Annotated in this window: 15 protein-coding genes, 2 rRNA genes and 2 pseudogenes; 15 read left to right on the forward strand and 4 right to left on the reverse strand. The window is 68.4% G+C overall.

Translation table 11 applies throughout. The features are described from left to right. Window positions 1-2: 2 nt before the first annotated feature. Complete coding sequence (locus D1369_RS24685; protein WP_007382478.1) at window positions 3-512, reverse strand: cysteine dioxygenase family protein; 510 nt, start codon at window positions 510-512, stop codon at window positions 3-5. Between the two features lie 701 nt (window positions 513-1,213). On the opposite strand from D1369_RS24685, the gene D1369_RS24690 reads away from it, so the two are divergent. From D1369_RS24690 to D1369_RS24700, 3 genes are all read left to right on the forward strand, one after another. Beyond that, complete coding sequence (locus D1369_RS24690) at window positions 1,214-1,477, forward strand: WhiB family transcriptional regulator (RefSeq protein WP_003990679.1); 264 nt, start codon at window positions 1,214-1,216, stop codon at window positions 1,475-1,477. Window positions 1,478-1,660: 183 nt separating this feature from the next. Next, on the forward strand, window positions 1,661-5,320 hold the full coding sequence (locus D1369_RS24695; RefSeq protein WP_118082608.1) for a glycosyltransferase family 2 protein: 3,660 nt from the start codon (window positions 1,661-1,663) through the stop codon (window positions 5,318-5,320). Next, window positions 5,317-6,831 (forward strand): DUF5719 family protein, encoded by a 1,515-nt coding sequence (locus D1369_RS24700; protein ID WP_007382476.1) that lies wholly within the window; start codon window positions 5,317-5,319, stop codon window positions 6,829-6,831. The genes D1369_RS24695 and D1369_RS24700 overlap by 4 nt, the downstream gene beginning before the upstream one ends. A gap of 22 nt (window positions 6,832-6,853) precedes the next feature. Here D1369_RS24700 and D1369_RS24705 read toward each other — a convergent pair whose 3' ends face one another. After that, window positions 6,854-7,297: a metallopeptidase family protein gene (locus D1369_RS24705; RefSeq protein ID WP_086023204.1), complete on the reverse strand. Its 444-nt coding sequence runs from the start codon at window positions 7,295-7,297 to the stop codon at window positions 6,854-6,856. Window positions 7,298-7,653: 356 nt separating this feature from the next. Between D1369_RS24705 and D1369_RS24710 the strand changes: the two genes are divergently transcribed. From D1369_RS24710 to D1369_RS24740, 7 genes and pseudogenes are all read left to right on the forward strand, one after another. Continuing rightward, on the forward strand, window positions 7,654-8,025 hold the full coding sequence (locus tag D1369_RS24710; RefSeq protein ID WP_020120748.1) for a DUF3499 domain-containing protein: 372 nt from the start codon (window positions 7,654-7,656) through the stop codon (window positions 8,023-8,025). A 73-nt stretch (window positions 8,026-8,098) separates the two neighbouring features. Continuing rightward, window positions 8,099-9,442 (forward strand): annotated as a pseudogene (locus D1369_RS24715) (L-lactate permease); the annotation flags it as partial. 125 nt (window positions 9,443-9,567) lie between these two features. Further along, window positions 9,568-10,935 carry a phosphomannomutase/phosphoglucomutase gene (locus D1369_RS24720; protein ID WP_007382473.1) on the forward strand — a complete coding sequence of 456 codons (1,368 nt, stop codon included), beginning with the start codon at window positions 9,568-9,570 and terminating at the stop codon, window positions 10,933-10,935. Window positions 10,936-11,168: 233 nt separating this feature from the next. Further along, window positions 11,169-11,339, forward strand: a complete 171-nt coding sequence (locus D1369_RS24725; protein WP_007382472.1) for a Trm112 family protein — start codon at window positions 11,169-11,171, stop codon at window positions 11,337-11,339. Between the two features lie 191 nt (window positions 11,340-11,530). Continuing rightward, a complete protein-coding gene (locus tag D1369_RS24730) occupies window positions 11,531-12,658 on the forward strand; it encodes an SIS domain-containing protein (RefSeq protein WP_118082609.1) in 1,128 nt (375 codons plus the stop codon). A 44-nt stretch (window positions 12,659-12,702) separates the two neighbouring features. After that, a complete protein-coding gene (gene manA / locus D1369_RS24735) occupies window positions 12,703-13,854 on the forward strand; it encodes a mannose-6-phosphate isomerase, class I (RefSeq protein ID WP_007382470.1) in 1,152 nt (383 codons plus the stop codon). 157 nt (window positions 13,855-14,011) lie between these two features. Continuing rightward, window positions 14,012-14,992, forward strand: coding sequence for a cation diffusion facilitator family transporter (locus tag D1369_RS24740; protein WP_007382469.1), 981 nt, complete (start codon window positions 14,012-14,014; stop codon window positions 14,990-14,992). Between the two features lie 83 nt (window positions 14,993-15,075). Here D1369_RS24740 and D1369_RS43990 read toward each other — a convergent pair. Continuing rightward, window positions 15,076-15,372 (reverse strand): annotated as a pseudogene (locus tag D1369_RS43990) (PTS fructose transporter subunit IIC); the annotation flags it as partial. A 381-nt stretch (window positions 15,373-15,753) separates the two neighbouring features. Between D1369_RS43990 and ahcY the strand changes: the two are divergent. Both ahcY and D1369_RS24755 read left to right on the forward strand, forming a co-directional pair. Further along, window positions 15,754-17,211: an adenosylhomocysteinase gene (gene ahcY, locus D1369_RS24750; RefSeq protein WP_007382467.1), complete on the forward strand. Its 1,458-nt coding sequence runs from the start codon at window positions 15,754-15,756 to the stop codon at window positions 17,209-17,211. Between the two features lie 149 nt (window positions 17,212-17,360). Then, entirely contained in the window at window positions 17,361-17,990 is a 630-nt protein-coding gene (locus D1369_RS24755) for a hypothetical protein (protein ID WP_007382466.1), read from the forward strand. A 62-nt stretch (window positions 17,991-18,052) separates the two neighbouring features. Here the strand turns inward: D1369_RS24755 and D1369_RS24760 are convergent, their stop codons facing one another. Next, window positions 18,053-18,997: an RDD family protein gene (locus D1369_RS24760; protein ID WP_007382465.1), complete on the reverse strand. Its 945-nt coding sequence runs from the start codon at window positions 18,995-18,997 to the stop codon at window positions 18,053-18,055. A gap of 130 nt (window positions 18,998-19,127) precedes the next feature. Here D1369_RS24760 and D1369_RS24765 point away from each other — a divergent pair, with 130 nt between their 5' ends. The 3 genes from D1369_RS24765 to D1369_RS24780 all read left to right on the forward strand — a co-directional run bounded on the left by D1369_RS24765 (window position 19,128) and on the right by D1369_RS24780 (window position 25,646). Then, the gene (locus tag D1369_RS24765; protein ID WP_007382464.1) at window positions 19,128-20,135 is read left to right on the forward strand and encodes a stage II sporulation protein M; all 1,008 of its coding nucleotides are present in this window, start codon (window positions 19,128-19,130) and stop codon (window positions 20,133-20,135) included. A gap of 556 nt (window positions 20,136-20,691) precedes the next feature. Further along, a 16S ribosomal RNA gene (locus tag D1369_RS24775) occupies window positions 20,692-22,219 on the forward strand. A gap of 307 nt (window positions 22,220-22,526) precedes the next feature. Then, window positions 22,527-25,646 (forward strand): 23S ribosomal RNA (locus D1369_RS24780). Together the 16S and 23S rRNA genes form the textbook arrangement of a ribosomal RNA operon. The last annotated feature ends 69 nt before the right edge of the window (window positions 25,647-25,715 follow it).

Raw genomic sequence — 25,715 nt, forward strand, 5'->3', positions numbered from 1 at the left:
GGTCACGCGGTGACGACGTCCACCTCGTCGTAGGACTCCGGAGCAGTGCAGGCGGTGTACATGGGCATCTCGGTCAGGCCCGGGTAGTAGACGTGCAGGCTCACCGCCGGCTCCAGAGCGTCGTTGACGACCTCGTGGACGTACCCCGGCGCGAACACCCGCTGCGACCCCGCGCCCAGCGCGCGCGTGCTCCGCTCGGTCCGCTCGGTCAGCGTGCCCTCCAGGACGGTGAGGACCCCGGAGGAACGGCCGTGGTCGTGCAGCCCGCTGCCCTGGCCGGGGACCCAGGACAGCAGCCACACCTCGTAGCCGGGTCCGGTGCGCAGCCGGTGGTACCAGCGGCTGGTCGCGTCGTACTGGACGAGGTGCGCCCACTGCGAGCGGTCGGCGGCGACGGAGCGGGCCAGTCCGGCGAACTCGGCGACGGTGGCCGGGTGCTCGCGGGGGGCCTGGAGGAGGTGCGGGACCTCGAGGAGGTCGCCGGCGATCTGGAGGTCGTTGTCGCTGTTCATGGGGTGCGGTGGGTCCTCGGCGAAGAGTGGGGGCGGCTGGGTGTCGCGTACCGTCCGCCCGGATCACGGGAAGACAGGAAGGCCCGGGTGCGGGCGGGGCACAAGCAGCCGAGTCACGGTGGACTCAGGAGCAGCCGGAGCGCGTTGGGCTCAACAGCTGGAACAGCAACAACAGCTACAGCGAGCGCGGGCAGCACCATGGGACCCCGCCGTGCGGGTCGAGGTGAGTGCCAAGTTCGCGAGCATGCCCACAAGCACAGCGGCTGACACCTTCACTGTCAACTCGACACCCTGAAAGTGGGACAAGTTTCACCTCATCCGGTCCGTCTCCGAGGTGAAAGGTTTGTGCAGGCGGTGACCGGGACACAAGGTGCGCACAACCGGGCGCACGGGCCGCGCGACTTCGCACGACTTCCCCGCACGCGTACGGAACGAGTTCGAACTGACGGGCGTCCTTCCATGTACAGGCCGAAAAGCCTGGCGCGGCTCGGCAGCCCTCTCGGGCCTCATCTGCTTGTCAAGGTTTATGCCGATTTGAACACTTTCAGCAAGGCCTTGGTTCCGCAGAGTGAATAAGGGGCCCAATAGCAGATCTCGGCTTGACTCGCCCGGAGCAGCACACTTGTAATTTCACTCGTGTCGTTCAGCCGAAATCGGTAACGGCCGTCACACGGGGACGCGAAGACAGACGAGGGGCGCACATGACCGAGCTGGTGCAGCAACTGCTGGTCGACGACGCGGACGAGGAACTCGGCTGGCAGGAGCGCGCGCTGTGCGCCCAGACCGACCCCGAGTCCTTCTTTCCCGAGAAGGGCGGCTCCACCCGCGAGGCCAAGAAGGTCTGCCTGTCCTGCGAGGTCCGCTCCGAGTGCCTCGAGTACGCCCTCGCCAACGACGAGCGCTTCGGCATCTGGGGCGGCCTGTCGGAACGCGAACGCCGCAGGCTGAAGAAGGCCGCCGTCTGACCCGAGACACGCTCCACCACACTTTTCGTACGCAACCGAACGGCCCGTCGCACCTGGGTTATCCACAGGCGGCGGGCCGCCGTCTTGCCCAGCCGATAGTGTGGGCGCTCGTCCGAGACGCCTCGTCGCCCCCTCAGGGCACAGGCGTCCACCGCAGTCCACCGAACCGGGGCCCGTACCTCGATGTCCGTGCACAGCCACACGGCAGCCCAAGACCACGCTGCCACTCCTGAGTTCCCGCGTCATGTGGTGACCGCGGTGCTCGTCTCCCACGACGGCGCCCGCTGGCTGCCCGACGCGCTCGCCGGGCTGCTCGGCCAGGAGCGTCCCGTGCAGTTCGCCGTGGCCGCCGACACCGGCAGCGCGGACGACTCCGCCCAGCTGGTCACCGACGCCCTCGGCGCCGACCGGGTCCTGCACCTCGCCCGGCGCACCGGCTTCGGCCAGGCCGTCGAGGAGGCGAACCGCACCGCCCCCGTCCTCACCCCGGACGAGCTGCCGTACCTGAAGCGCCCCAGCGGCTGGGACCCGGTCACGCGCACCTGGCGCGACGACGCCTACGACCTGCCGGAACTGCCGCACGGCGAGCCGGTCCAGTGGCTGTGGCTGCTGCACGACGACTGCGCCCCCGAGCCCGACGCCCTGGCCCAGCTGCTGCGCGTCGTGGACAACGAACTGGAGCTCGGCCGCGACGACGTCGCCGTCGTGGGCCCCAAGCTCCGCGGCTGGTACGACAAGCGGCAGCTCCTGGAGGTCGGCGTCTCCATCGCCAACTCCGGCCGCCGCTGGACGGGCCTGGACCGCCGCGAACAGGACCAGGGCCAGCACGACCACGTCCGGTCCGTGCTGTCGGTGTCCACCGCCGGCATGCTGATCCGCCGCGACCTCTTCGAGCAGCTCGGCGGCTTCGACCGGCGCCTGCCCCTCATGCGCGACGACGTCGACCTGTGCTGGCGCGCCCAGGCCGCCGGCCACCGCGTCCTCATCGCCCCCGAGGCCGTCGTACGCCATGCCGAGGCGGCCTCCCGCGAGCGCCGTGCCGTCGACTGCGCGGGGCGCACCACCGCCTCCCCGCACAAGGTCGACAAGGCCGGCGCCGCCTACACCCTGCTCGTCAACGCCCGTACGGCCGCGCTGCCCTGGGTGCTGGTGCGCCTGGTCGTCGGCACCCTGCTGCGGACCGTCGCCTACCTCGTCGGCAAGGTCCCCGGACAGGCCCTCGACGAGATCCGCGGTCTCCTCGGCACCCTGCTGCGGCCCGAGCGGATCATCGCCGGGCGCAGCAAGCGCGGCGCGCCCGTCGTCGACAAGGCCGAGCTCAGACAGCTGTTCCCGCCGCCCGGCGCGACCGTGCGGGCCACCGTGGAGCAGGTCGCGGGCAACCTCTTCGGCGGCTCCGACGCCGAGACCTCCACGGCCGGACGCCATGGCGGTGGCATCGAGTCCGGGCCCGGCGGCGACGACGCGGAGTTCCTGGAGATCGAGCAGTTCGCCCGCCTCAAGCGCATTGCCCGCAAGCCGGGTCCTGTGCTCTTCCTCGCGCTGCTGCTGGTCGCCCTGGTCGCCTGCCGCAACCTGCTGGGCGGCGGCGCGCTCGCGGGCGGCGCCCTGCTGCCCGCCCCGGCCGACGCGAGCGAGCTGTGGGCGCGCTACGCGGACGCGTGGCACGCGGTCGGCGCCGGTGGCACCCCGTCGGCGCCGCCCTACCTGGCGATCATCGCCGCGCTGTCCTCCGTGCTGTTCGGCTCGACCGGTCTCGCCCTCACCGTCCTGCTGGTCTGCTCGGTGCCGCTGGCCGGATTCACGGCCTACTTCGCCTCCCGACCGCTCGTCGAGTCCCGCCTCCTGCGCGCGTGGGCGGCCGTCGTCTACGCCTTCCTGCCCGCCGCCACCGGCGCCCTCGCCGGCGGCCGGGTCGGCACCGCCGTCCTCGCCGTCCTGCTGCCGCTCCTCGCGCGCGCGGGCGTTGCGGCGGCCGGGCTGACGAACAGCACGGGCGCGCGTGGCAGTTGGCGCGCCACCTGGGCGTTCGCCCTCCTGCTCACGATCACCACCGCGTTCACGCCGATCATCTGGCCGATCACGCTGATCCTCGGCATCGCCCTGCTGGTCGTGCGCCGCACCGACATCACCGCCTACGGCCTGCGCTTCCTGGCCCAGTTCGGCGTCCCCCTGCTGGTCCTCGCACCCTGGTCGCTGACGCTGCTCCCGTTCGGCTTCTTCGAGCAGGCGGGTCTCGAGTACGGCTCTTCGAGCGCCTCTGCCCTCGACCTGCTCGGCGCGAGCCCCGGCGGACCCGGCACCGTCGACGGTCTGATGCTCATCGGAGTGGTGCTCGCCGCGCTGGCCGCCCTGCTGCGCACCGAGCGGCAGTTCGGCATCTGGACGGCCTGGGCGGTGGCCCTGGTCGGCCTCGTCTTCGCGGTCCTGTCCAACGACTCGACCTGGGCGGGCCCCGCCACCCTCGTCTACGGTCTCGCCCTGCTGGCCGCGGCCGTGCTCGGCGCCGACGGGGCACGCGCGCGGGTGGCCGAGCAGAGCTTCGGCTGGCGCCAGCCGGTCGCCGCGCTGATCGCCTTCGCCTCCGCCGCGGGCCCGCTGCTCGTCGCCGCGGGCTGGATGATCGGCGGCGCCGACGGACCGCTGGAGCGCCGAGACCCCGTACAGGTGCCCGCGTTCGTCGCCGAGGAGAGCGGCACCCGCGACCAGGCCCGCACCCTCGTCCTCGACAGCGACTCCACCGCCCACGTCGGCTACATGCTGGTGCGCGGCTCCGGCGCCCGCCTCGGCGACGCCGAACTCGCCGCGGCCGACGGTGAGAACGGCAAGCTGGACAAGGTCGTCGCCAACCTCGTCGCCGGCTCCGGCGCCGACCAGGCCAACCAGCTCGGCGGTTTCGCCGTGCGGTACGTCCTCGTCCACAAGGGCGCGCCCCGCGAGGTCACACGCGTGCTGGACGCCACTCCCGGCCTGACCCGGCTCAGCCAGCAGGACGGCAGCGGACTGTGGCGGGTCGACCAGGAGGTCGCTCGCGCGACGATCGTCACGAAGTCCGGTCCGGGCACCGCGCAGCCGGTGGCCGCGGGCCCCGTCGACCTCCACACCACGATCCCGTCCGGCGCCGACGGCCGCATCCTGCGCCTCGCCGACACCGCCGACGAGGGCTGGACGGCCACCCTGGACGGCAAGCCGCTGACTGCCACCACGGTCGACGGCTGGGCCCAGGGCTTCGAACTGCCCGCCTCCGGCGGCAAGCTGGACGTCACCTTCGACGATCCCTTCACCCACACCCTCTGGCTGTGGATCCAGGGCTTCCTCGCCGTCGTCCTCGTGGTGATGGCCCTGCCCGGCCGCCGCCGCGACGTCGACGACGACCTCCCCGAGGAGCCGGCGATCCCGGCCGAGCCCGTGGCCGGCGAGGGCCGCCGCGCCCGCCGGCTGCGCGCCCAGGCCGAGGCCGAGGAGACGCCCGCCCCCGAGGACTTCCCGGCTCCTCCGCAGGAGGCCCCCGCCGCGGTCCCGCAGCAGCAGTCCTACGGCGACTGGGACGCCCCGAACTACGCGAACGCCGAGTACGGCACGTACACCGGCGACCAGTACCAGAACGCCCAGCAGTACCCGGCGGGCGGTTACGACCAGCAGCCGTACCAGGCGGACCCGTACCAGGGCGGCCAGTACGACCCGTACGCCTACGGCGGGCAGAACCAGCAGACGTCGTACGACCAGACGTACGGCGGCCAGTACGAGCAGCAGTACGACCAGGGCTACGATCCCGCGTACGACCCGGCGCAGCAGCACCCGGACCCCACCGGCAGTGAGCGCCCCGACGGGAGTCAGCAGTGAACCGCACCACCGTGTCCCTCATCGCCGGCACCGCCGCGCTCGCCGCCGTCACCGGGTTCGCCACGCTCAGCTCACCGGAGGCCGCCCCCACTGCCAGGACGGCCGCCGAGCTGCCCGTGGAGCGCACCAGCCTGCTGTGCCCCTCGCCCAGCACCTCCGACATAGCGGAGACGTCGTACACGTCCTTCACGCCCGTCACCAAGGACGCGGGCAGCGGCGGCAAGGCCGAACTCCAGGCGGCCGCCGAGGAGTCGGACGGCAAGAGCAAGAGCAAGAGCAAGAGCAAGGGCAAGAGCCAGAGCAAGGGGAAGAAGGCCGACAAGCCGGTCCTCGAACCCCAGGAGCCCGGCAAGCCCGCCACCGGTGACACCTCCGGCGGTGACGCGCCGGCCCTCGTCGGCACCGCCGAGGGCAAGTTCGCGCCCGGCTGGACCGTCCAGGAGACCACCGAGGTCGCGGCGGGTTCCGGACGCGGGTTGCAGGGCGTCAACTGCTCCGCGCCCGACACGGAGTTCTGGTTCCCGGGCGCGAGCACGGCCGCCGACCGCACCGACTACGTCCACCTGACCAACCCCGACGACTCCGCCGCCGTCGTCGACATCGAGCTCTACGGCAAGGACGGCGCCCTGGACTCCACCCTGGGGGAGGGCATCACCGTCGCGCCGCACTCCAGCGACCCGATCCTGCTGTCCACGCTCACCGAGGAGAAGCAGGAGAACCTCACCGTCCATGTGAACGTCCGCAGCGGGCGCGTGGGCGCGGCCGTGCAGGCGCTGGACGACAAGCTCGGCGGTGACTGGCTGGCCGCGTCCACCGACCCGTCCGGCAGCCTGGTGCTGCCCGGCATCCCGAAGGACGCCACCGCCGTGCGCCTGGTCGCCTTCGCGCCCGGCGAGTCCGACGCCGACCTGAAGGTGCAGCTCGCGTCCCCGTCCGGTCTGATCACCCCGGCCGGCAACGAGACGCTGCACGTGAAGGCGGGCATGACGGCCTCCGCCGACCTCGGCGACGTCACGCGCGGGGAGGCCGGTTCGCTGGTCCTGACCCCCACCGACACCTCCGTGCCCGTGGTCGCCGCGCTGCGGGTCGTCCGCGGCAAGGGCGACGACCAGGAAACGGCCTTCATCCCGGCCACGCGTCCCGTAGGCACGCGCGCGACGGTCGCCGACAACAGCGCCAAGGGCACCACGCTCTCCCTGACCGCCCCCACGCGCGGGGCCACCGTCAAGGTCACGGCCTCGGCGGGCAGCGAGGGCGGCGAGGCCGTCTCGAAGACGTTCACCCTCAAGGCGGGCACCACGCAGAACGTGGAGGCCCCGACCCCGACCGGCCTCAAGGGCACGTACGCCCTCACGGTGGAGCACGTCTCGGGAGGCCCGGTCTACGGCGCCCGCACCCTGGCGGCGACGGAGGACGGCATCCCGGGCTTCACGATCCAGACCCTCCCGAACGACCGGGGCATGGTGGCCGTGCCGGACGCGGACGAGGACCTGTCGGTGCTCCAGAAGTAGTGCGGGGCGATCCGCGGGCGGCTCAGTCCTCGCCGTACCGGGGGTCGACGGTCTCGGGAGTGAGCCCCAGCACTTCGGCCACCTGCTCCACGACGACCTCGTGCACCAGCGCCGCCCGCTCGTCGCGCCCCTTGGTGCGGATCTCCACCGGACGCCGGTAGACGACCACGCGCGCGGGGCGCCCCTCACGTGCGGGGATCGTCCCGCCGAGCGGCACCGCCTCGTCGTTCCAGGACTGCCCGTCCAGCCGAGGCACCTCCAGGACCAGGAAATCGATGTCGGCGAGCTGCGGCCAGCGCCGCTCCAGGCGCTCCACCGAGTCCTGCACCAGGTCCGCGAACGCCTCGGCCCGGCTTGCGGCGAGCGGCACCTGCGGCGGGGCGATCGGGCCGCGCATGCCTCGTCCGTGGCGATCACGGCGGCGGGGCCCGGGGCCGGTGGCACGGGGCGGTACGGGGTTGTCCATCACTGGTGAAGGGTAATCCTCGCCGCACTCGCGCGCCCGGCCCCCACGCGGTACCCCGGAAGCGGTCCGAAACGACGTACGGCCGCCTCGTACGGCGTGTCGGCAGTTGACCATTCCAGCCAAGCTTGGGCTCGATTCCGTATCTCTCCGAGACCGGCGATCCCAAGGTGATTGACATGGTTTGTCCCGAGTGGTGAGCGGCCTCAGGTCTGTTCGACCCCTCGAAACCGGATGTCGGCGCAGGTCATGGCGGTGTGATCGGAGTGGCGTGTGGGGCGTTTCACAGCACGACACGGTGGAGTGACCTGGGGGAGAGTCGTCGCGGCCCGCTCAAGAGTGCGGTACCGTCCAACGTCGTGAGCCCTGTACGTCGCTGTTCGCGCACCGCTTGCGGCCGTCCCGCCGTCGCGACGCTGACGTACGTCTACGCCGACTCGACCGCGGTCCTCGGCCCGCTCGCCACCTACGCCGAACCCCACTGCTACGACCTGTGCGCCGAGCACTCCGAGCGCCTCACCGCCCCGCGCGGCTGGGAGGTCGTCCGGCTCCTCGACGGCTCGGCCCCGGCCCGGCCCAGCGGGGACGATCTGGAAGCGCTTGCCAACGCCGTGCGTGAGGCGGCCCGTCCGCAGGAGCGCGCCGCCGAGGCCGGCGGTGCCCGGCGGGCCGACCCGATGGAGGTCGCGCGCCGCGGTCATCTCCGGGTGCTGCGCTCTCCCGACAACTGACCTGATCGTCCAGTCGGTGGCGCCCGCCCGGTGACAGGGCCTGGGCGCGGACACGACCACTCCGCAAGGCGAACTGAGAAACCGCTTCCCGTGTGATCTCTCCCGGGTTGTCCGCCTCGTGGTCGCGGCCCTGCCTCTCGTGATCGTCCTCTTCCTTCTCGGCGGCGTGCGCGTGAGGGCGCACCTGGCGGGCCTCACAGGCCTTCTGGCGGCCCTCTGGTCGCTCGGCCCGCCCCCCTTTGGCCATTGCCGCGGCCAGACCCTCTCAGCGCCACCCAGGGGCAGTCTTCGGCTTTTTCCCCATCCGGTGGATCGTCGTCAACGCCCTGCGGGTGTACCGGATGACCGTCCGCTCCCGGCACTTCGACATCCTGCGCCGCTCTTTCGGGCGGCTCTCCGACGACCCGCGCGTCCAGGCCTCTCGTCCAGGCCCCTCGTCGTCGCCTTCTGCTTCGGCGCGCTCCTGGAGGCCCTCGCCGGGTTCGGCGCCCCGGTCGCCTTCGGCGCCATGGGCACACCGGTCGTGACGCTGGCTCAGGTCAACGGGCTGCCGCTGGGCCACGTGGCGTCCGTGGTGGGCCGTCAGACCCCCTTGCCGGCCCTCGTGGTGCCCCTGCCGGTGGTCTTCCTGGTCGACGGCAAACGGGGCCTGCGCGAGACCTGGGTGCCCGCCCTGGTCCGCGGAGTCGCCTTCGCCGTCGCCCAGTTCGCGGCCTCCCACCACGTCTCCGCCCAACTGGCCGACATCAGGGCCGCCCTGGCGGGCGCGGGGACCCTCGTCGCCGTCCCACGCGCACGCGCACCGGCCGACGAGTCCATACGCGCGCGTCCGTACTGACCGGCGCGCGCAGCGAGGACCTGGAGGACCTGGGTGAGACCGACCCCCGCGGTGAAGTCCCGCGCGCCTACTCGCCGTACGCGCTGATCGTCGTGATCTTCTCGATCGCGCAGATCCCGGCCTTCAAGGACTGGCTCGCGAAGGCGACCCGGATGTACGACCGGCCCATCCTCGACGTCGTGAACCCCGACGGGGACCCGGTCGGCGGCAACGTCTTCACCTGGCCGGTCGTCTCCACCGGTGGCACCCTCGTGCTGTTCGCGGGGATCCTCGCGGTGCTCGTGCTCGGCGTGCACGCGCGTGTGGCGGTCCGCGAATGGGCGGCGACCGTCCATGAGTTGAGGCTCGCGATCCTCACCGTGACCTCCGTGCCGGCGCTCGCGTACGTCATGAACCTGCGCCGGACTGGCCTTCCTGTCGCCGGTCCTGGGCTGGTTCGGGGTGGCCGTCTCCGGCTCGGACACCTCGGCCAACGCGCTGCTCGGGGCGTTGCAGGTGACCGCCGCGCGCGAGTCCGGGCTGTCGCCCGAGCTCCTGGCGGGCCGCGAGAGGGGCCTGCTGCGCAAGGTGCTGCCCTGGATGCTGCCCTGCCCCCTCGATGCCGTCTGACCTCAGATAACGGCTGGGCGTCCACTCGGCTCCCGCACCACGCGCTGTCAGTGCGCCCGGGTAGTTTGTGGTGACCGAATGGACTTTCAGAAGGGTTGGCCGTGGCTGATCTGTCACAGCTCGTGAAGGCGTACGACGTGCGCGGAGTCGTTCCCGACCAGTGGGACGAGACGCTGGCCGAGCTCTTCGGTGCCGCCTTCGTCCAGGTGACCGGGGCGAGCGCCATCGTGACGGGTCACGACATGCGGCCCACGTCCCCCGCCCTGTCGCGGGCCTTCGCCCGCGGCGCGGCCGCCCGCGGCGTGGACGTCACCGAGATCGGCCTGTGCTCGACGGACCAGCTGTACTACGCCTCCGGCGCGCTGAACCTGCCGGGCGCGATGTTCACGGCCTCCCACAACCCGGCCCAGTACAACGGCATCAAGATGTGCCGCGCGGGCGCGGCCCCGGTCGGCCAGGACACCGGCCTCACCGAGATCCGCGAACTGGTCGAGCGGTGGAGCGAGACGGGCGCCCCGGAGCCGACAGGCCCGACGGGGACGATCGTTCGGCGGGACACGCTGGAGGACTACGCGGCCCACCTGCTCTCCCTCGTCGACCTGACCTCCATCCGCCCCCTGAAGGTCGTCGTAGACGCGGGCAACGGCATGGGCGGCCACACCGTCCCGACCGTCTTCTCCGGACTGCCGCTGGACACCGTCCCGATGTACTTCGAGCTGGACGGCACCTTCCCGAACCACGAGGCCAACCCCCTCGACCCGGCCAACATCGTCGATCTCCAGAAGCGCGTCCGCGAGGAGGGGGCCGACCTCGGCATCGCCTTCGACGGCGACGCCGACCGCTGCTTCGTGGTCGACGAGCACGGCGACCCGGTCTCCCCGTCCGCCGTCACCGCCCTCGTGGCCGCCCGGGAGCTCGCCAGGCACGGCGGCAAGGGCACGGTCATCCACAACCTGATCACGTCCTGGTCGGTCCCGGAGGTCGTCGAGGAGAACGGCGGCACACCGGTACGCACACGCGTGGGTCACTCCTTCATCAAGGCCGAGATGGCGAGGACCGGCGCGATCTTCGGCGGCGAGCACTCCGCGCACTACTACTTCAAGGACTTCTGGAACGCCGACACGGGCATGCTGGCGGCCCTGCACGTCCTGGCCGCGTTGGGCGGCCAGGAAGGGCCGCTGTCGTCCCTTGTCGCCCAGTACGACCGTTACGCCGGCTCCGGCGAGATCAACTCCACGGTCGCCGACCAGGCGGACCGCCTCGCGGCCGTCAGGGCGGCCTACGAGGGCCAGGAGGGCGTACGCCTCGACGAACTCGACGGCCTCACCATCACCACCGCCGACTGGTGGTTCAACGTCCGCCCCTCCAACACCGAACCCCTCCTGCGCCTGAACGCGGAGGCGAGGGACGAGGCGACGATGGCGAAGATACGGGACGAGGTACTGGCGGTCATCAGAGCCTGACGAGATCCGCGGACGCGGCCTGTTCGTGCGTGACGCGGAGCGGCTGGGGCGTGGGGCGGCGCGGCCGGAGGAGCGGAAGCGCCCCGAGCCGGTACAGGCAGCGGCGGCGGGGGCGTAATCCCCGACCGCCTCCCGGCGCCGACCTCGCCCCAACACCCGCACCCGACTCTCCCCGGCGGTACCCTGACCAGGCACATCCGCGCAAGCTGCCGTACGCCCCGAAGGGAACCCCCATGCCGCTCGAAGCCGGCCTCCTGGAGATCCTCGCCTGCCCGGCCTGCCACGCCCCCCTCAAGGAGCAGGACACCGAGCTGATCTGCACCGGCCAGGACTGCGGCCTGGCATACCCCGTCCGCGACGGCATCCCCGTGCTCCTCGTCGACGAGGCCCGCCGCCCCGCCTGAGCCCCGCACCGCCGCAGGCGAGACGGCGCCCCAGCCGCCGTGAGCGACAACGACACAGCGACCCACAGCGACCACCGGTGTCCCGGACCCGCGCGACCGACGACCCGGCGAAGCGACCATCCGGCTCTCGACGACCCGGCGAAGCGACAATCCGGCGTCCCGGAGACCCGGCGATCGGAGGCTGCCGCCCCATGCTCGACGAATCGCTGCTAGACACCCCCGAGGCCCTCTCGGAGGCCGACCGCCGAGGCCTGCTCCGCGGTGCCGCGGAGGCCGGCGCCCGCGTCCGCACGGCAGCCCGGCACGCCGCCGAGGCCGGGGTGAACGACCTCAAGCCGGACGGCCGCCCGCGCGCGGTCCTCATCGCGGGCCCCGGCGCCGCCGCCACCCACGTGGCCGACCTCCTCGGCACACTCGCCGGCGCCGGCAGCCCCGTCACCCGCCTCGCCCCCACCGGCGTGGCCCCCGCCGCGGGCGCCCTGCGCTGGGAACTCCCGGGCTGGGCCGGCTCGGTCGACCTGCTCCTGATCGCCACCCCCGACGGCACCGAACCGGGCCTGTCCCTGCTCGCCGACCAGGCCTACCGCCGCGGCTGCACGGTCGTCGCCGTGGCTCCCGCCCGCACCCCGCTCTTCGAGGCGGTCGAGGGCGCGCACGGTCTGTTCGTGCCCATGGCGACGGCGCCGTACGAGCAGAACACGCCCCTCACCGCATCCGCCCCCGGCGTCCTGTGGGCCCTGCTCACCCCGCTCCTGGCGATCCTCGACCGCGCCAGCCTGCTCACCGCCCCGCCCGACACCCTCGAGAAGATCGCCGGCCGCCTTGACCACATCGCCGAGCGCTGCGGCCCCGCCATCGCGACCTACAGCAACCCGGCCAAGACCCTCGCCGCCGAACTCGCCGACGCGCTCCCGGTGATCTGGACCGAGGGCACCTCCGCGGGCCCCGCGGGCCGTCGTTTCGCCGCGGCTCTCGCCGAGCTCTCCGGCCGCCCGTCCGTGGTCTCCGAGCTGCCCGAGGCCCTCGCCGCGCACAGCACGCTGCTCTCCGGACCGCTGGCCGCAGGCGCCGACCCCGACGACTTCTTCCGCGACCGCGTCGAGGAACCCCCCGCGCTGCACGCACGCGTGGTGCTCCTTCGCGACCGTCCGATCGGTGGTCTCAGCGCCGCCCCGGCCGCCCGTGACCTGGCCCTGAGCCACGACACGCCGATCAGCGAGCTGGAACCGGAGTCCGGTGGCGAGATCGAGACCCTCGCGGAACTGATCGCCGTCACGGATTTCGCCGCCGTTTACCTGGCGCTCGCCTCGGGGGCCTGACATCGCTCAGGACGCCTGATCGCCGTATGTACAGAAAGAGCCTGATGGACCGCCTCGACAACACCGTCCGCCCCTACGCCTGGGGTTCCACCACCGCCATCCCCGAACTCCTCGGCGTCGAACCGACCGGTGAACCGCAGGCGGAGATGTGGATGGGCGCCCATCCGGGAGCGCCCTCCCGAACCGGTCGGGGCACACTCGTCGAGGTCATCGACGCGGACCCGGCGAAGGAGCTCGGCGCCGAGGCGGTCGCCAAGTTCGGTCCCCGCCTGCCCTTCCTGCTCAAGATCCTCGCCGCAGGCGCCCCGCTCTCCCTCCAGGTACACCCCGACCTCGCCCAGGCGAAGGAGGGTTACGACGACGAGGAGCGCCGCGGCATCCCCGTGGACGCGGGCCACCGCAACTACAAGGACGCCAACCACAAGCCCGAACTGATCTGCGCGCTCACCGAGTTCGACGGCCTGTGCGGCTTCCGTGAACCCACGCGCGCGGCCGAGCTGCTCGACGCGCTCAGCGTCGACTCCCTCAAGCCGTACGTCGACCTCCTGCACGCCCGCCCCGAGGAGGCGGCCCTGCGCGAGGTCCTGACGGCCGTCCTGACCGCCGACCGCGCGGAGATGGCCCACACGGTCACCGAGGCCGCGGCCGCCTGCGCTCGCCTCGGCGGTGAGCACGCCCCGTACGCCGACATCGCCCACCACTACCCGGGCGACCCGGGCGTCATCGCCGCGATGCTCCTCAACCACGTCCGCCTCCAGCCCGGCGAGGCCCTGTTCCTCGGCGCGGGCATCCCGCACGCGTACCTCAACGGCCTGGGCGTCGAGATCATGGCCAACTCCGACAACGTCCTGCGCTGCGGCCTCACCCCCAAGCACGTCGACGTCCCCGAACTCCTGCGCATCGTCCGCTTCGAGGCCGCCGACCCCGGCGTGCTCCGCCCCGAGGCGTCCCCCGACGGGGAGGAGGTCTACGAGACTCCCATCGACGAGTTCCGACTGTCCCGGTATGTCCTCCCCGAGGGTGCCGCCACCCATGACCTGACCCGCCCGACTCCGCAGATCCTGCTCTGCACGGCAGGTTCCGTGCGAGCCGGGGAACACGAACTGAGCCCCGGCCAGTCGGTGTTCGTACCGGCGGGCGAGAAGGCCGAGGTGTCCGGCACGGGCACGGTCTTCCGGGCGACCGTGATCGTGTGACCGAGGCGCGCGACGGAGACGTGTGATCGTATGACCGGTCCTGTGGACGGCTGAGACGCCCGTTCCGGGTGAGACTGCAAGAATGGCACCCCGGCAAAGGACGGGCAAAGGCCTGGACGGCGTAGAGGCACTTGAGGCGAAGGGACAACGCGACCAGATGAGCGCGTCAGGCGGAACCAGGGCGATCGTGGCGGCACTCGGCGCCAACCTCGCGATCGCGGCATCCAAGTTCGTGGCGTTCGCGTTCAGCGGCTCGTCGTCGATGCTCGCCGAGGGCGTGCACTCGCTCGCCGACTCCGGAAACCAGTTCCTGCTGCTCGTCGGCGGCAAGAAGTCCCAGCGCGAGGCCACCCCGCAACACCCCTTCGGCTATGGCCGCGAGCGCTACATCTACGCCTTCCTGGTCTCCATCGTCCTCTTCTCGGTCGGCGGCATGTTCGCCGTCTACGAGGGCTACGAGAAGATCAAGCACCCGCACGAGATCGAGCACTGGTACTGGCCGGTGGGCGTCCTCGTCTTCGCGATCATCGCCGAGGGCTTCTCCTTCCGGACTGCCATCAAGGAGTCCAACCCGCTGCGCGGCAGCCTCTCCTGGAAGGAGTTCGTGCGCCGGGCCAAGGCTCCCGAACTCCCGGTCGTGCTCCTGGAGGACTTCGGCGCCCTCGTCGGCCTGGTCCTCGCCCTGGGCGGCGTCGGCCTGGCCCTGCTCACCGGTGACGGCGTCTGGGACGGCATCGGCACCCTCTGCATCGGCATCCTGCTCATTCTGATCGCCCTCGTCCTGGCGGTGGAGACCAAGTCCCTGCTGCTTGGCGAGTCCGCCGGCGTCGAGGCGGTCCACAAGATCGAGGCCGCGATCGTCGACGGGGACACCGTCACCGGCATCATCCACATGCGCACGCTCCACCTCGGCCCCGAGGAACTGCTCGTCGCCGCCAAGATCGCCGTCCAGCACGACGACACGGCCGGCGAGGTCGCCTCCGCGATCAACGCCGCCGAGTCCCGCATCCGCGAGGCCGTCCCCATCGCCCGCGTCATCTACCTCGAACCGGACATCTACAGCGAGGCCGAGGCCCGCAAGGGCCCCGACCGCGAGGCGACCCCCGGGGGACCGGTGCAGCACCCCGCCGAGCACTGATCACCGGTCCCCAGCGGCTGTACGGGCCCGCGTCTCCGCACCGGGACGCGGGCCCTTCACTCACCTGATCTCACTCAGCACAACGGGATCACGTACGAGACGCCGTTCATCAGCGCGTAGACCGTGCTCCGCTGCTCGCCGTCGTCGCCCGACGCAGCCGCTGCCGGCCCACTACCGGCCCTCAGGGTGGTGGATCCCCTCCGCCACCCCGTCCGCAGTGCTGACATCGTTGTCGTCGAGGACATTTTCAGCCCCGATCGCTTCTCCGCAGCCATGTACGTGTGCGCGAAGCCGGTCGGGCACGCGGTCACCGCCAGCAGCCTCACCCGCTGCTGCTCGCTGCCGCCGCCCGTGGGGGGAGGTCCGGCCGGGCTGGTCACGTCCAGCAAAAGTCCCCGGATGACCTGGTCTGTTGCCACCCGTTCCGCAGTTCGTAGGCGTGGTGACACCGTCGTCGGGGCACCCTGTCAGGACGGTTGACGGCAACCTGCCGACATTCCGGACGGCCACCCATGATCGGCCTGATGTATGCGGATCCGGACTGGGGTGCCCTCGCCGACCGGTGTAGCTTGGGACGGAGCCAGACGTCGCTGCTGATGGCGGTCGGGCGGTCCCATCGCGGACCGACCGAGGGAGAGAGGGCCTCCGACGGACTGCGCTGCGCGCACCGGGCATGCCTGTGTCCTCTTCGGGCACCCCTGTGTCCGCCGCCGCGCAGACCAGCCGTACCCACCTCGCCCCAACCCCGAGGAGCAGCTCGAATGACGACTGTCGAAAACCGACAGGACTTCAAGGTCGCCGACCTCTCCCTGGCCGCCTTCGGCCGCAAGGAGATCACTCTCGCCGAGCACGAGATGCCCGGCCTGATGGCGATCCGCAAGGAGTACGCCGAGGCGCAGCCGCTCGCCGGCGCCCGCGTCACCGGTTCCCTGCACATGACCGTGCAGACCGCCGTCCTCATCGAGACCCTCGTCGCCCTGGGCGCCGAGGTCCGCTGGGCGTCCTGCAACATCTTCTCCACCCAGGACCACGCGGCCGCCGCCGTCGCCGTCGGCCCGAACGGCACCGTGGACAACCCCCAGGGCGTCCCGGTCTTCGCCTGGAAGGGCGAGACCCTGGAGGAGTACTGGTGGTGCACGGAGCAGGCTCTGACCTGGCCGAACACCCCCACCGGCGGCCCGAACATGATCCTGGATGACGGCGGCGACGCCACCCTCCTCGTCCACAAGGGCGTCGAGTACGAGAAGGCCGGCAAGGTCCCCTCGGTCGACACCGCCGAGAACGAGGAGCACCGGGTCGTCCTGGAGCTCCTGAACCGCACCATCACCGACGGCTCCCAGAAGTGGACCCAGCTCGCCTCGGAGATCCGCGGCGTGACCGAGGAGACCACGACCGGCGTCCACCGCCTGTACGAGATGCAGCGCGACGGCGTCCTCCTGTTCCCGGCGATCAACGTGAACGACGCCGTCACCAAGTCGAAGTTCGACAACAAGTACGGCTGCCGCCACTCCCTGATCGACGGCATCAACCGCGCCACCGACGTCCTCATCGGTGGCAAGACCGCGGTCGTCTGCGGCTACGGCGACGTGGGCAAGGGCTGCGCGGAGTCCCTGCGCGGCCAGGGCGCCCGCGTCATCGTCACCGAGATCGACCCGATCTGCGCCCTTCAGGCGGCTATGGACGGCTACCAGGTCACGACGCTGGACGAGGTCGTCGACAAGGCCGACATCTTCGTCACCACGACGGGCAACAAGGACATCATCATGGCCTCGGACATGGCCAAGATGAAGCACCAGGCGATCGTCGGCAACATCGGTCACTTCGACAACGAGATCGACATGGCCGGCCTCGCCCAGATCCCCGGCATCGTCAAGGACGAGGTCAAGCCGCAGGTCCACACCTGGACGTTCCCCGACGGCAAGGTGATCATCGTCCTGTCCGAGGGCCGCCTGCTGAACCTGGGCAACGCCACCGGCCACCCGTCGTTCGTGATGTCCAACTCCTTCGCGGACCAGACCCTGGCCCAGATCGAGCTGTTCACCAAGCCCGACGAGTACCCGACCGACGTCTACGTGCTGCCCAAGCACCTCGACGAGAAGGTCGCCCGCCTCCACCTGGACGCGCTGGGCGTCAAGCTGACCCAGCTGCGCCCCGAGCAGGCGGCGTACATCGGCGTCGAGGTCGACGGCCCGTACAAGTCGGACCACTACCGCTACTGAGCCGTACGGCACAGCAGTAGTCCCTCAGAGGCAGGCCCCCGCACCCCCGTGTCGGGGGCCTGCCCCTTCGGCCTGGTGACCCTTCTTCGGTCCAGCTCCCTCGCCGTGTGACCGTCAGGCCGGACAGCCCGTCAGAACCCAGGACTCCCATGCCCCGCGGCCGTTATTCGCTCCACGATCCGCACGATCACACCCCCCTCGCGGAAGAACACTTCCAGTGCGCCCCCGGCCCGTCCGGCTGGCGCTATGTGTCTCAACTGACCACCCCGGCGGGCGATCACAGCGGCTCGGTCGACCTCACCCTCGACGAACTCGGCCGCCCCATCCGCCTCGAACTGCACGCCGGGAGCTGGCAGGTACGAGGTGCCGCGCTCGACGGCGTCACCTGGGTCCGCACAGACCCCACCGGGACCCACGCCACGGAAGGCAATGTCCCCGCGCATGCCTTCACCGGCACATCCCCCGCGTTCCTCGTCGCCACCACCCGTCTCCTGCGCCTCACCCCCTCCGCATCAGCAACTCGCGTACGCCTCGTGGCCTTCACGGACCCCGTCCTCGCCCCGCGCACCGTGGACCAGTCCTGGACCTTGCTGAAAAGAGAAGCACACGCCACTGACAACGGCCCGCTGACCGTGGAGGAATACCAGGTCACAGCGCTGGACACGGGAGAGCAGCACACCGTGCACATCTCCGGGGACGTAGTCCTCGCGGCCCCCGGGATCGAGCTGGAGGACCTCGAATCACCGCCGTCGACGTTCCCCGAGACACCGCTCGACTGAACCGACTTCAGCGGATGCCCGCTCCGGCACCGACACCAGCGGGCCCGCGGGTCCCTGCGGGATCACGCCGGCGGAACGAACCCGGAGGCGGGCCTGCCCTCCGGCGGCACGCTGGGCCCGGGCCCGGCGGAGGACTCCTCGGACAGCGGGGGAGGAGAGGGCGGAGCAGTGGGTCGCGCTCCCGGGTACGCGTGACCGCCCTGTGTCCCTGCCCCACGGCCGGGCCCGACCGCAGGAGACGGCCCGGCCCCCGCCGTGGCGCTGCTGAAAGCCCGCCGGGACTCGCGGGCCTGCCGCTCCTGCACCACCGCCGCCAGATACGCGCCGGGCGGTGCATCACGCGGCGCCGGAGCGCCCGTACGCGTCGCGAGATCGGACGCCAGCCGCTCCGCCATGGCCCGGCCGACCTGCGGATCGAGTTGGTGCATCCGCGTCAGGTACTGACGGATGGCAAGCCACAGGCCGTCGGGAACCGCCGACAGATCGAGTTCGGAGAACCGGCCGGCCAGCCAGGGCGGAGGCGGCGGCACGAATCCGCTGGGCGCCACGGGAATCCGCTCCCGCACCACCAGCGTCCCCGCGAACACGTCCCCGAGCCGACGCCCGCGCGCCGAGACAAGCGAGGCGATACAGGCCACGATCCCGAACGTCAGCAGAATCTCGACCACACCGATCGCACCCCGCACCAGCGCATGGCGGAACCGGATGGGCCCGCCGTCGTCCCGCACCACCCGGAGTCCCACGGCGAGTTTCCCCAGCGACCTCCCATGGCTGAGTGTCTCCACCGCGATCGGGCCGCCCACCAGGACGAGCAGGAACACGGCGATCGACAGCGCCACCTGGGCCGCGTCGTCGAGCGATGCGGAAGCGGCCACCACCGCGATGGTCACGGCGATGTACACGACCATGACCACGGTCAGGTCGATCAGCACGGCCAACGCCCTGCTGGGCAGCCTCGCGGGGCGCAACTCGAGAGCCACCGCCTCGCCCGTCACCAGCTCACTCACGTCCGCCGTCCTTCCCCTGACCTGCCTCGTGAACAGCCAGTCTGCCAAGCTGAGGACGCATCGCGCCGCAGTACGACAAGCTGACATCCACGACGGACCGCAGACGCTCAGCCGAGGAGCAGGCAAACCGATGGACCTCGACGTCTTCGTCACCGCCCACCGAGCCGAGTGGGACCGCCTCGACGCCCTGCTCCGGCGCCAGCGCCGCCTCAACGGCGCCGAGACGGACGAACTCGTCGCCCTCTATCAGCGCACCGCCACTCATCTCTCCCTGATCCAGTCCAGCGCCCCCGACCCACAGCTCACCGGACGGCTCAGCCAGCTAGTGGCACGCGCGCGTAGTGCCGTCACAGGAACGCGCCGCGCTTCTTGGCGCGATGTCACCCGCTTCCTCGCACACGGCTTCCCCGCCGCCGTCTACCGATCGCGCCACTGGTGGGTGCCCACCGCACTGCTGTCGACCGTCGTCGCAGCCCTCCTGGGCTGGTGGATCGGCACCCACCCCGAGGTGCAGTCCTCCATCGCGGCCCCCGGCGAGCTGCGCGAGCTCACCCGACCCGGCGGCCAGTACGAGACGTATTACTCCAGCCACCCTGCGGCCTCCTTCGCCGCCCAGGTCTGGACGAACAACGCTCAGGCCGCCGCCATGTGCCTGGTCCTGGGAATCTTCCTTGGCCTCCCGGTCCTCTGGATCCTCTTCCAGAACATGCTCAACCTCGGCATCGGCGCCGGTCTGATGTCCTCCGTCGGCCGCCTCGACACCTTTCTCGGCCTCGTACTCCCGCACGGCCTTCTCGAACTGACCGCGGTCTTCGTCGCCGCCGGCACAGGTCTGCGTCTCGGCTGGACCCTGATCGATCCGGGCCCCCGTTCCCGACGCACCGCACTGGCGGAGGAGGGCCGAGCAGCAGTCGGCATGGCCATAGGGCTCGCCCTGGTCCTGTTCGTCTCCGGCGCCATAGAAGGCTTCGTCACGCCCTCGGGCCTGCCCACCTGGGCCCGTATAGCCATAGGGGTGGGCGCCGAGTCGGCCTTCCTCGCGTACGTCTTCGTCCTGGGCGGACGAGCGGCGCGGGCGGGCGACACGGGCGATGTCGCGGCGGCTGAACGCAGTGCCACCGTCCCGACCGCTGCCTGATGTGCGACGGACCGTACTGAGCTGCTACTGTCTCCTTCGCCCCACAGGAGCCGTTGACACGGACCGTGCGGGGAGGTAGATTCGAACAGTTGCCTGGAGCTGGGTTCAGCCCGCTCGGCAGCGGTGAGTGTCTGTCTGCTTCTGGAAATCTTGATTTCGAAGAAGCCTCTTCCCGATGAATCGGAAACAGATGGCCGGTCAATCCGGTCCGGAAGTTCTGATAATGTTGGGAGCGCCGGAAAGGGAAACGCGAGAGCGGGAACCTGGAAAGCACCGAGGAAATCGGAACCGGAAACGGTCTGATAGAGTCGGAAACGCAAGACCGAAGGGAAACTGCCCGGAGGAAAGCCCGAGAGGGTGAGTACAAAGGAAGCCTCCGTTCCTTGAGAACTCAACAGCGTGCCAAAAATCAACGCCAGATATGTTGATACCCCGTCTCCAGCATCTGCTGGGACGAGGTTCCTTTGAAATAAACACAGCGAGGACGCTGTGAACGACCGCCTTATTCCGGTGGTTGTTCCGCTCTCGTGTGTGTGCACCCGATTACGGGTAAACATTCACGGAGAGTTTGATCCTGGCTCAGGACGAACGCTGGCGGCGTGCTTAACACATGCAAGTCGAACGATGAACCACTTCGGTGGGGATTAGTGGCGAACGGGTGAGTAACACGTGGGCAATCTGCCCTTCACTCTGGGACAAGCCCTGGAAACGGGGTCTAATACCGGATACCACTCGCACGGGCATCTGTGCGGGTTGAAAGCTCCGGCGGTGAAGGATGAGCCCGCGGCCTATCAGCTTGTTGGTGAGGTAATGGCTCACCAAGGCGACGACGGGTAGCCGGCCTGAGAGGGCGACCGGCCACACTGGGACTGAGACACGGCCCAGACTCCTACGGGAGGCAGCAGTGGGGAATATTGCACAATGGGCGAAAGCCTGATGCAGCGACGCCGCGTGAGGGATGACGGCCTTCGGGTTGTAAACCTCTTTCAGCAGGGAAGAAGCGAAAGTGACGGTACCTGCAGAAGAAGCGCCGGCTAACTACGTGCCAGCAGCCGCGGTAATACGTAGGGCGCAAGCGTTGTCCGGAATTATTGGGCGTAAAGAGCTCGTAGGCGGCTTGTCACGTCGGGTGTGAAAGCCCGGGGCTTAACCCCGGGTCTGCATTCGATACGGGCTAGCTAGAGTGTGGTAGGGGAGATCGGAATTCCTGGTGTAGCGGTGAAATGCGCAGATATCAGGAGGAACACCGGTGGCGAAGGCGGATCTCTGGGCCATTACTGACGCTGAGGAGCGAAAGCGTGGGGAGCGAACAGGATTAGATACCCTGGTAGTCCACGCCGTAAACGGTGGGAACTAGGTGTTGGCGACATTCCACGTCGTCGGTGCCGCAGCTAACGCATTAAGTTCCCCGCCTGGGGAGTACGGCCGCAAGGCTAAAACTCAAAGGAATTGACGGGGGCCCGCACAAGCAGCGGAGCATGTGGCTTAATTCGACGCAACGCGAAGAACCTTACCAAGGCTTGACATACACCGGAAAGCATCAGAGATGGTGCCCCCCTTGTGGTCGGTGTACAGGTGGTGCATGGCTGTCGTCAGCTCGTGTCGTGAGATGTTGGGTTAAGTCCCGCAACGAGCGCAACCCTTGTCCTGTGTTGCCAGCATGCCCTTCGGGGTGATGGGGACTCACAGGAGACCGCCGGGGTCAACTCGGAGGAAGGTGGGGACGACGTCAAGTCATCATGCCCCTTATGTCTTGGGCTGCACACGTGCTACAATGGCAGGTACAATGAGCTGCGATACCGTGAGGTGGAGCGAATCTCAAAAAGCCTGTCTCAGTTCGGATTGGGGTCTGCAACTCGACCCCATGAAGTCGGAGTTGCTAGTAATCGCAGATCAGCATTGCTGCGGTGAATACGTTCCCGGGCCTTGTACACACCGCCCGTCACGTCACGAAAGTCGGTAACACCCGAAGCCGGTGGCCCAACCCCCTTGTGGGGAGGGAGCTGTCGAAGGTGGGACTGGCGATTGGGACGAAGTCGTAACAAGGTAGCCGTACCGGAAGGTGCGGCTGGATCACCTCCTTTCTAAGGAGCACTTCTTACCGATCCCTTCGGGGTGAGGTCAGAGGCCACTACGCAGGCAAACGTTCTGCGGTGGTTGCTCATGGGTGGAACGTTGATTATTCGGCACTTTCAGTCATCTCGGGCTGCCAGTACTGCTCTTCGGAGCGTGGAAAGCTGATCACGAGTGGCGAGGGTGTCGGGCACGCTGTTGGGTGTCTGAGGGAATGAACCCCCTCTGATACCGGCCCCAGTGAACTCGGAGTGAAGCTCCGGGGTGATGGGTGGCTGGTCGTTGTTTGAGAACTGCACAGTGGACGCGAGCATCTGTGGCCAAGTTTTTAAGGGCGCACGGTGGATGCCTTGGCACCAGGAACCGATGAAGGACGTGGGAGGCCACGATAGTCCCCGGGGAGTCGTCAACCAGGCTTTGATCCGGGGGTTTCCGAATGGGGAAACCCGGCAGTCGTCATGGGCTGTCACCCATACCTGAACACATAGGGTATGTGGAGGGAACGCGGGGAAGTGAAACATCTCAGTACCCGCAGGAAGAGAAAACAACCGTGATTCCGGGAGTAGTGGCGAGCGAAACCGGATGAGGCCAAACCGTATGCGTGTGAGACCCGGCAGGGGTTGCGCATGCGGGGTTGTGGGATCTCTCTTTCACAGTCTGCCGGCTGTGAGACGAGTCAGAAACCGTTGATGTAGGCGAAGGACATGCGAAAGGTCCGGCGTAGAGGGTAAGACCCCCGTAGTCGAAACATCAGCGGCTCGTTTGAGAGACACCCAAGTAGCACGGGGCCCGAGAAATCCCGTGTGAATCTGGCGGGACCACCCGCTAAGCCTAAATATTCCCTGGTGACCGATAGCGGATAGTACCGTGAGGGAATGGTGAAAAGTACCGCGGGAGCGGAGTGAAATAGTACCTGAAACCGTGTGCCTACAAGCCGTGGGAGCGTCGGGCAAGCACTTGTGCTTGCCTCGTGACTGCGTGCCTTTTGAAGAATGAGCCTGCGAGTTTGCGGTGTGTTGCGAGGTTAACCCGGGTGGGGTAGCCGTAGCGAAAGCGAGTCCTAATAGGGCGTTTGAGTAGCACGCTCAAGACCCGAAGCGGAGTGATCTAGCCATGGGCAGGTTGAAGCGGAGGTAAGACTTCGTGGAGGACCGAACCCACCAGGGTTGAAAACCTGGGGGATGACCTGTGGTTAGGGGTGAAAGGCCAATCAAACTCCGTGATAGCTGGTTCTCCCCGAAATGCATTTAGGTGCAGCGTCGTGTGTTTCTTGCCGGAGGTAGAGCACTGGATAGGCGATGGGCCCTACCGGGTTACTGACCTTAGCCAAACTCCGAATGCCGGTAAGTGAGAGCGCGGCAGTGAGACTGTGGGGGATAAGCTCCATGGTCGAGAGGGAAACAGCCCAGAGCATCGACTAAGGCCCCTAAGCGTACGCTAAGTGGGAAAGGATGTGGAGTCGCAGAGACAACCAGGAGGTTGGCTTAGAAGCAGCCACCCTTGAAAGAGTGCGTAATAGCTCACTGGTCTAGTGATTCCGCGCCGACAATGTAGCGGGGCTCAAGCGTACCGCCGAAGTCGTGTCATTGCAGCATGAGGGCCAACGCCCGCTGTGATGGGTAGGGGAGCGTCGTGTGCCGGGTGAAGCTGCAGCGGAAGCTAGTGGTGGACGGTTCACGAGTGAGAATGCAGGCATGAGTAGCGATACACACGTGGGAAACGTGTGCGCCGATTGACTAAGGGTTCCTGGGTCAAGCTGATCTGCCCAGGGTAAGTCGGGACCTAAGGCGAGGCCGACAGGCGTAGTCGATGGATAACCGGTTGATATTCCGGTACCCGCTGTGAAGCGTCAAACATCGAACCAGGCGATGCTAAGTCCGTGAAGCCGTTCCGGACCCTTCGGGGAAAGGAAAGTGGTGGAGCCGGCGAACCAGACTTGTAGTAGGTGAGTGATGGGGTGACGCAGGAAGGTAGTCCAGCCCGGGCGGTGGTTGTCCCGGGGTAAGGGTGTAGGCCGTGTGATAGGTAAATCCGTCGCACATAAGGCTGAGACCTGATGCCGAGCCGATTGTGGTGAAGTGGATGATCCTATGCTGTCGAGAAAAGCCTCTAGCGAGTTTCATGGCGGCCCGTACCCTAAACCGACTCAGGTGGTCAGGTAGAGAATACCGAGGCGTTCGGGTGAACTATGGTTAAGGAACTCGGCAAAATGCCCCCGTAACTTCGGGAGAAGGGGGGCCATCACTGGTGAGAGGACTTGCTCCTCGAGCTGGGGGTGGCCGCAGAGACCAGCGAGAAGCGACTGTTTACTAAAAACACAGGTCCGTGCGAAGCCGTAAGGCGATGTATACGGACTGACGCCTGCCCGGTGCTGGAACGTTAAGGGGACCGGTTAGTCACATTTCGGTGTGGCGAAGCTGAGAACTTAAGCGCCAGTAAACGGCGGTGGTAACTATAACCATCCTAAGGTAGCGAAATTCCTTGTCGGGTAAGTTCCGACCTGCACGAATGGCGTAACGACTTCTCGACTGTCTCAACCATAGGCCCGGTGAAATTGCACTACGAGTAAAGATGCTCGTTTCGCGCAGCAGGACGGAAAGACCCCGGGACCTTTACTACAGTTTGATATTGGTGTTCGGTTCGGCTTGTGTAGGATAGCTGGGAGACTGTGAAGCTTGGACGCCAGTTCAGGTGGAGTCGTCGTTGAAATACCAGTCTGGTCGTGCTGGATGTCTAACCTGGGTCCGTGATCCGGATCAGGGACAGTGTCTGATGGGTAGTTTAACTGGGGCGGTTGCCTCCTAAAGAGTAACGGAGGCGCCCAAAGGTTCCCTCAGCCTGGTTGGTAATCAGGTGTTGAGTGTAAGTGCACAAGGGAGCTTGACTGTGAGACCGACGGGTCGAGCAGGGACGAAAGTCGGGACTAGTGATCCGGCGGTGGCTTGTGGAAGCGCCGTCGCTCAACGGATAAAAGGTACCCCGGGGATAACAGGCTGATCTTCCCCAAGAGTCCATATCGACGGGATGGTTTGGCACCTCGATGTCGGCTCGTCGCATCCTGGGGCTGGAGTCGGTCCCAAGGGTTGGGCTGTTCGCCCATTAAAGCGGTACGCGAGCTGGGTTTAGAACGTCGTGAGACAGTTCGGTCCCTATCCGCTGTGCGCGTAGGAGTCTTGAGAAGGGCTGTCCCTAGTACGAGAGGACCGGGACGGACGAACCTCTGGTGTGCCAGTTGTCCTGCCAAGGGCATGGCTGGTTGGCTACGTTCGGGAGGGATAACCGCTGAAAGCATCTAAGCGGGAAGCCTGCTTCGAGATGAGGACTCCCACCCCCTTGAGGGGTTAAGGCTCCCAGTAGACGACTGGGTTGATAGGCCGGATCTGGAAGCCCAGTAATGGGTGGAGGTGACCGGTACTAATAGGCCGAGGGCTTGTCCTCAGTTGCTCGCGTCCACTGTGTTAGTTCTGAGGCAACGACTGTGTCTTTTTCCGGTCGAACTTCATAGTG

This window comes from Streptomyces sp. CC0208, from assembly GCF_003443735.1.
In the GTDB taxonomy this organism is placed as follows: domain Bacteria; phylum Actinomycetota; class Actinomycetes; order Streptomycetales; family Streptomycetaceae; genus Streptomyces; species Streptomyces sviceus.

Bases quoted from the DNA above. Each gene is read 5' to 3' on its own strand.
- D1369_RS24685 (WP_007382478.1), bottom strand. From the start codon at position 512: ATGAACAGCGACAACGACCTCCAGATCGCCGGCGACCTCCTCGAGGTC.
- D1369_RS24690 (WP_003990679.1), top strand. From the start codon at position 1,214: ATGACCGAGCTGGTGCAGCAACTGCTGGTCGACGACGCGGACGAGGAA.
- D1369_RS24695 (WP_118082608.1), top strand. From the start codon at position 1,661: ATGTCCGTGCACAGCCACACGGCAGCCCAAGACCACGCTGCCACTCCT.
- D1369_RS24705 (WP_086023204.1), bottom strand. From the start codon at position 7,297: ATGGACAACCCCGTACCGCCCCGTGCCACCGGCCCCGGGCCCCGCCGC.
- D1369_RS24725 (WP_007382472.1), top strand. From the start codon at position 11,169: ATGCCGCTCGAAGCCGGCCTCCTGGAGATCCTCGCCTGCCCGGCCTGC.
- D1369_RS24730 (WP_118082609.1), top strand. From the start codon at position 11,531: ATGCTCGACGAATCGCTGCTAGACACCCCCGAGGCCCTCTCGGAGGCC.
- manA (WP_007382470.1), top strand. From the start codon at position 12,703: ATGGACCGCCTCGACAACACCGTCCGCCCCTACGCCTGGGGTTCCACC.
- D1369_RS24740 (WP_007382469.1), top strand. From the start codon at position 14,012: ATGAGCGCGTCAGGCGGAACCAGGGCGATCGTGGCGGCACTCGGCGCC.
- ahcY (WP_007382467.1), top strand. From the start codon at position 15,754: ATGACGACTGTCGAAAACCGACAGGACTTCAAGGTCGCCGACCTCTCC.
- D1369_RS24755 (WP_007382466.1), top strand. From the start codon at position 17,361: ATGCCCCGCGGCCGTTATTCGCTCCACGATCCGCACGATCACACCCCC.
- D1369_RS24765 (WP_007382464.1), top strand. From the start codon at position 19,128: ATGGACCTCGACGTCTTCGTCACCGCCCACCGAGCCGAGTGGGACCGC.